This window comes from Pseudomonadota bacterium (assembly GCA_016927275.1).
Taxonomy (GTDB): domain Bacteria; phylum UBA10199; class UBA10199; order 2-02-FULL-44-16; family JAAZCA01; genus JAFGMW01.
This window is the reverse complement of sequence record JAFGMW010000079.1, coordinates 21,280-27,739: the sequence shown is the minus strand read 5'-3', so window position 1 is coordinate 27,739 and position 6,460 is coordinate 21,280. Positions and strand designations below refer to the sequence as shown.

Annotated in this window: 6 protein-coding genes; 4 read left to right on the top strand and 2 right to left on the bottom strand. The window is 63.1% G+C overall.

The genetic code is table 11. The features are described from left to right. Positions 1-217 precede the first annotated feature (217 nt). Both JXA24_05340 and JXA24_05335 read right to left on the bottom strand, forming a co-directional pair. Positions 218-763, bottom strand: a complete 546-nt coding sequence (locus JXA24_05340) for a DnaJ domain-containing protein (GenBank protein ID MBN1283183.1) — start codon at positions 761-763, stop codon at positions 218-220. 76 nt (positions 764-839) lie between these two features. Then, on the bottom strand, positions 840-1,214 hold the full coding sequence (locus JXA24_05335) for a PilZ domain-containing protein (protein ID MBN1283182.1): 375 nt from the start codon (positions 1,212-1,214) through the stop codon (positions 840-842). 646 nt (positions 1,215-1,860) lie between these two features. Here JXA24_05335 and JXA24_05330 point away from each other — a divergent pair. The 4 genes from JXA24_05330 (at position 1,861) to JXA24_05315 (ending at position 6,451) form a co-directional block, all read left to right on the top strand. Continuing rightward, positions 1,861-2,589, top strand: a complete 729-nt coding sequence (locus tag JXA24_05330; GenBank protein MBN1283181.1) for an RNA methyltransferase — start codon at positions 1,861-1,863, stop codon at positions 2,587-2,589. Positions 2,590-2,786: 197 nt separating this feature from the next. Then, on the top strand, positions 2,787-4,994 hold the full coding sequence (locus tag JXA24_05325; GenBank protein MBN1283180.1) for an adenylate/guanylate cyclase domain-containing protein: 2,208 nt from the start codon (positions 2,787-2,789) through the stop codon (positions 4,992-4,994). Between the two features lie 10 nt (positions 4,995-5,004). Continuing rightward, a complete protein-coding gene (locus JXA24_05320; protein MBN1283179.1) occupies positions 5,005-5,499 on the top strand; it encodes a hypothetical protein in 495 nt (164 codons plus the stop codon). A gap of 70 nt (positions 5,500-5,569) precedes the next feature. Beyond that, positions 5,570-6,451: a M48 family metalloprotease gene (locus JXA24_05315; GenBank protein MBN1283178.1), complete on the top strand. Its 882-nt coding sequence runs from the start codon at positions 5,570-5,572 to the stop codon at positions 6,449-6,451. The last annotated feature ends 9 nt before the right edge of the window (positions 6,452-6,460 follow it).

Below are 6,460 nucleotides of genomic sequence, written 5' to 3'. Positions count from 1 at the left end.
TTGAGCGGAGTGTATGAGGAAGGGAAAATATCGGCTGGTTTCGCGAATTGGAGGCTGACGAGAGGAAGACATCCAATTCGCTTCCTCTGTGAAAAGGCTATAATGCTCTTGAAACCAGCGATATTTTCACGACGAATAACGGAGCGAAAGCCCCAGCAGCCAGAAGAGGTCCGACGCCCGGCAACAGAGCCGGAAGCAGATAAATTTTGTTCAGGATTTAGGTCGACAGCCTCTGGCGGATGTTGGTGATCTGGTCGGGGAATTCGACGCCCGCCTCGTAGACCCTCTCGAATATCGTGGGATGGAAGACGCGCACCCAGCGCACGGTACCGTGCATGGCCAGCGCCGCGAGGTTCGGCGGCACGATCACGACGCTCTGCCCGACCGTGAGCTGCTCGTGCGACCGGAGCCTCATGCCGAGAATCGAGAAGTCAACGACCCTCGCCGAGTGCCACACGCTGTCGTGGTCTATGCAGTAGGATACCGCCGCGTCTATCTCGTGCCTCTTCACGCGCCGGCGCTCCGCCCCCCTCGACTCGTGGCCCGGGGCAGCGGGCCTGGCCCTCGTGATCGACCCGTCGTAATGGGCGCGCCGCTCGGGGTCGGAGAGGAACTCGTAGGCCTCGTTGACCCTCGACGCCTCGTCGGGATCGCCGCCCACGTCGGGATGGCACTGCTTCATCCGCGCCCTGTAGGCGGCCGATATCACATCGGCCGATGCCTCCGGCGCGACCTGCAGTATCTCGTAGTATGTGCGTCCCATGTGCAGTCTGTTTATCGGCGGCCCGCAAATAAAGTTGCGCAAAAAAGAGTTTTATTTTTATTTATTTATCAATTAGTTACCCTGTAACCACCTTGGACATCTGATCGAAGACGAACCGCATGAAGCGGCTCTTGTCGTCGTTCGGCATGTTCCTGATCATCACGCCGGTCTCGAAGCTGGTCGCCGATATTTTATTCTGCCACATCACCTCGCCGGAGGCCTTGATCGGGCTCGACTCGTCGTCGCCCAGCACGATCTCCAGATCGAGCAACGTGCCGTTGGCGAGCGCCGCTGGAGTCATGAGACGAAGGCCCCCGAGGCTCACGTCGCTGGATATCGCCTCGCGCGGGTCGGCCGGATGGCCGCCCGCCTCTCCGGTCACGCGATAGCTCACCGTGAGCGCGAGATCGAGCCTCGCAAATTTGCGGCGTTCCGCACCCGTTGCGACCATTGGGAACTCCTTTTTGAGCTGCAAATCAGTCTGATCAACTATTTCAACTGCCATAGCAGTAATTAATCGTGTTTTTAGATCTTTACCAGATATTTCAGCACATAATCACGAATATTTACTGCCATAGCGGTAAATAATATACCAGAAACAAGCTGATAGTTACTGGTAGTTACCTTCCATCGATGGAGGGGGAATTCAATGTGGCACGGATTGCCGTCATGACGGGGCGAGCCGGGGCGCTCTTCGCAGCGGGGCTCACGGAGACCGGGTGCCGTAGCCTATGATATTCCGGCCGACGTGCGCCCAGCGAGGAGCCGGCGCCTGAGGCGACGAGCGAAGCGAGAAGAGCGCACCGACCCGCCCCGTCTGTTGAGCCAGCTGCTTTCAATGGCGGACCGCTGCTGAAGCTGCTTCCGGTCGGTCGCGCGACGAGTAGCGAGGCGAGCGCGCCAGACGACGGAGGCAGGGCGCGAAAACGCTGCAATAGCATGCTGAAACGCGCCGCGTTCGAGGACTTCGGTGGATCCCTCGGCGTCGCAAAGGTTGCCTTGGCATCATCTGCACAAGCGACGCCTCGGGATGACAATACTTGAAAATACTACTCTTAGCATTGACACAAACCTTACACACGGATATCCCGCCTTTCGTGGAAAACAATCTCGCAATCGTGCTGGTTGCCCCGCAGGGGCCGGCGAACATCGGCGCCGCAGCGCGGGCGATGAAGAACTTCGGTATCTCGGACCTTCGTCTCGTGACCCCCTGCGACCACCTCTCGGACGAGGCCCGGCGCTGGGCAGTCGCAGCGAGCGACCTGCTCGAGTCGGCGAAGATATTCCCCACGCTGGACGCAGCCCTCATGGACATCGCGTTCTCCGCAGCATTCACGCGCAGGTTCGGCAAGGGGCGCAAGAGGAGGATGTCCGTTGCCGAGGCAGCGCCAGTGCTGGCTGCGCGGGCCTCGGACGGCGGGGCAGCTCTCGTCTTCGGGCCCGAGGAGTCAGGGCTCGCCAACGAACACATAGAGCGCTGCGACGCCACGGTCGAGATCCCCTCTTCGGCCGCCCTCCCCTCGCTCAACCTCGCGCAGTCGGTGCTCGTGGCATGCTACGAGATGAGCCGCATGATCCCGCCCGCTTCGTCAGATCCCGACCCCCGGATGCAGGAGAGCTACCTGCCGAGGGAGCGCATATCCGAGCTTATGACCGAGGCTGAACTGGCGCTCGCCGCCCTCGGCTACGACGACGAGGAGCCGTGGCAGCTCCGCAGCCGCATAAGGGAGCGGCTGGAGAGGATATTCGGACGCGCCGGCCTCACCGAGCGCGACGCGGGCATGATCGAGGGGCTGCTCTCGAGGATTTCGGGATGTATGAAATGAAATTCCAAATCCCAAGCACCAAACTCCAAATAAATTCCAATGACCGAAACTCCAATTATTTAACCTGAAGTTTGGAATTTAGGATTTGGAATTTGGTGCTTATTTGGTCATTGGGATTTGGTGCTTGAAATTTTGTTTAATTTTCAAACTGATACGCTCTTCTTGACAATGCCGGATATATCCTCTCTTTTCCCCCCATGCCATTCGACACAAAGGCGCTCCGAAAGAGGCTCTCGAACGAACTCTCGCAGAGGATCGGCGAGCGCAGGCGCTCGATCGAGAAGAGGGTCGGCCGGCATCGCGCTTCGCAGGCGCTCTGGGGCGTCGTGATCGGCATCGTCGCTGCGCTTCTCTTCATGGAGTTCCGTGAGGTCTCCGGCCTCGTCTCCCTGGAGATGATGACCTACGACTGGCGGATGCAGGCCACCAGGGGTGCTGCGCAGGGCTCCGGCGGGAACGTGGCGCTGCTGTACGTGGACGAGCCGTCGCTGGTGGCCATGAAGCAGATGGGGATCTCCTGGCCGTGGCCGCGCGAGCTCTACGCCGGGGCGCTTGAGTTCGCGAAGCGCGGGGGCGCTAGGGCCGTGATCTTCGACCTCTTCTTCTCCGAGGACTCCTCCTACGGGCTGGCCGACGACGAGGCGTTCGCCGAGGGGATAAGGAGGGGCCCCCCATCCTACTTCGTCGTGTTCGCCAGCTCCCACGAGACCGCCGACGCCCCCCCGATCGAGACCGACGTGATCGCCAAGAGCCGGGTGCCGTTCGACGGCGAGCCGCCGGGTTTTCTGCCCAGCGCGCGCTCGCTCCAGTCGCTGCCCGTGCCCGAGATCGCCGACACCGCGACCGGCTTCGGCAACGCTCAGACGAGGCCGGACGAGGACGGCGTCTACCGCAGGCTGCCCCTTGCGCTGGACTACCGGGGGACGCTCATGCCGCAGATATCCCTCAAGGTGGTGAGCGACATGGAGGGGATCGGGGAGATCGCCTGGCCTGCGGAGGACCGACTCCTGCTGGGCAGCGACGAGGTCCCTCTGGATTCCTCCGGCAACCTCATGATCAACTACATCGGCGGCGTGGACAGCTACCCGGCGTACCCGCTCTCGAACATCCTGCTCTCGAACCGACAGATCGAGGAGGGGCGAAGGCCCGTCATCGACCCGGCGGTGCTCGCGGGCCGCATCGCCATAATCGGGGTGGCGGCGCCCGGGCTGTACGATCTCAAGCCCATGCCGCTGGCGCGCGTCTACCCCGGCCCCGAGATCCACGCCACGATCATCGACTCGCTGCTCAGGCGCGACTTCGTGACGCCGCTGGGGACCAGGGCCAAGGCGGCCATCGTCTTTGCCTTCGCCCTCGCCGCGGCGCTGGGGCTCTCGCAGCTCAAGAGATTCTCGCACATCGTCGCCCTGCTCGCCGGCCTCTCCGGCGCGTACCTCACCGCAACCTTCGTCGCATTCGCGAAGGGGCTGTGGCTCCCGGTCGTGAGCCCCATGGCGGCGGCGGCCATGGCAGCGTTCGTCATGGTGCTCAAGAACTACATGACCGAGGGGCGGCGCAAACACGCCATAAAGAAGGCGTTCGGCCAGTACCTCTCGCCCGCGGTGGTGAGCGAGATAGCGCTCGATCCCGAGTCGGTGAAGATGGGGGGCGCCGAGCGGGAGGTGACGGTCTTCTTCTCCGACATAGCGGACTTCACCTCGATCGCCGAGAGGACCGCGCCTGCCGATCTCGTCTCGCAGCTCTGCGAATACCTCACCGTGATGACCGAGATCATCACCGGCCGCGAGGGCACGCTCGACAAGTACATAGGGGACGCGGTCATGGCGTTCTGGGGCGCGCCGCTTGCGATACCGGACCACGCGGCGCAGGCCGCGCTGGCCGCCATGCAGATACAGGACTCTCTCGCCGCGTTCGCGCAGTTCAAAACGAGGATCGGCATCCACACCGGCCGCGCGGTGGTCGGCAACATAGGCTCCGAGCTGCGCTTCAACTACACCGCGATCGGCGACTGCGTGAACCTGGCCAGCCGCCTGGAAGGGCTCAACAAGCGCTTCGGCACGCGCGTCATCATAAGCCAGAGCACCTTCGAGGCAGCGCGGCACGGCATCGAGGCCCGCATGATCGGCAAGGTCAGGGTCAAGGGGAGGAAGGAGCCGATCTCGATCTACGAGCCGATCTGCGCGAAGGGGGCGCTCACCGCGGATGGTGCGGCGGGAGTGGAGCGCTTCTCGGCCGCCATGGCGCTCTTCATGGCCGGCCGGTTCGCCCAGGCGGCAGAGGCCTTCAGGGCGCTGCCTGCAGGCGGCGATCCGGTGGTTGCGTACTACGCGGCAGTATGCGATAGGTTCGCCAAATCGCCGCCGGCCGGCGGGTTCGACGGGGTGATAGAGTTCCACGAGAAATAGGGGAGGCCCAATGAAGAGGAGAGCCATCATAATAGCGGCGCTGGCCGCGGTCGCGGCGCTGGCGGCGCTCGATGCGACCGCCGCGCCAAGGGGCGGAGGGGGAAAGAAGTCGCTCAAGATACAGGTGCGCGAGATACAGGTGAAGTCGGCCCCCAACTATCTGTCCTCCACCGTGGGCAGCCTGGGTTTCGGCGCCGTGATCGAAGTCACCGGCGAGGAGGGCAACTGGTACCGGATCGCGAGCCCCGCCGGCTTTGTCCCCAAGAACGCGACCGGCAAAAAGAGCGGGAGCGTGGAGTCGAGCGAGCGGTACGCGGCAAAGGGGGTCACCCACGACGAGACCGCGCTCGCGGGCAAGGGCTTCAACCCGCAGGTCGAGGGGCAGTACAAAAAGTCGAGCGCGTCGCTCGCCGCCGCATACCGGCAGGTGGACCGGGTCGATGCGATCCGCATATCGGACGGAGAGCTCAGCCAGTTCCTGGCGCAGGGGAAATTGAACAGATGATTCTCGGTGACTGGTGACTGGTGAATAGTGACTGGTGCGCAGAAACAGGTTTTTTTGACAGGAGGCGAGCGTGAAAAGAAAATCGGCAATGATAATGGCGGCTGCCCTGACAGCGGCGGCGCTGTTTTCTCTTGAGGCACGGGCCCAGGACTGGGGCAAGATCGGCGGCAGCGTGTTCGGGGGGCTCACCCAGCTCGCAGAGGCGTCCAAGGAGATCACCCCCTCCGAGGAGCACTACATAGGCCGCGCGGTCGCAGCGCTGATCTTCGAGAAGTACCCGCTCTACAACAACCCGGCCATGAACAACTACCTCAACAAGGTGGGGCTCGCGGTCGCGTTTCACTCCGACAGGCCGGTCACCTACGGCGGCTATCGCTTCGCGGTGCTCGACTCCGGCGAGATCAACGCATTCGCGTGCCCCGGAGGGATGATCCTCGTCACAAAGGGGCTCATGGAGCTTCTGCAGAACGAGGACGAGCTGGCGGGCGTGCTCGGCCACGAGATAAGGCACGTGGCCGACCGCGACGGCATAAAGGCGATCCAGAAATCCCGCTGGACAAAGTTCGCCTTCTACACGGCCGGCGAGGTGGGCAAGCACTACACCCCCTCCGAGGTCAGCCAGCTGGTGGGCGAGTTCCAAGGCGTGGTCTCAGACGTGGCCAAGAAGGTCATCGAGCAGGGCTACAGCAAGAAGGACGAGGAGGAAGCCGACGCCTACGGCATGCGCTACGCCATGAACGCGGGCTACAACCCCGCGGCCATGGCCGACTTCATAAGGACCGAGATCGCCAGGGGGATCGGCGGCTCGAACTCCGGCCCCTTCTCCTCGCACCCGACCCCGGAGCAGAGGCTCACGAGGGTCGAGGCCCGGCTCAGCTCGGAGGGCCTCTCCGGGACCACCGAGGCGGTCCGCACTCAGCGCTACAGGGGCGCCACCGCGGCCCTCAAATAGGGGTTGTCA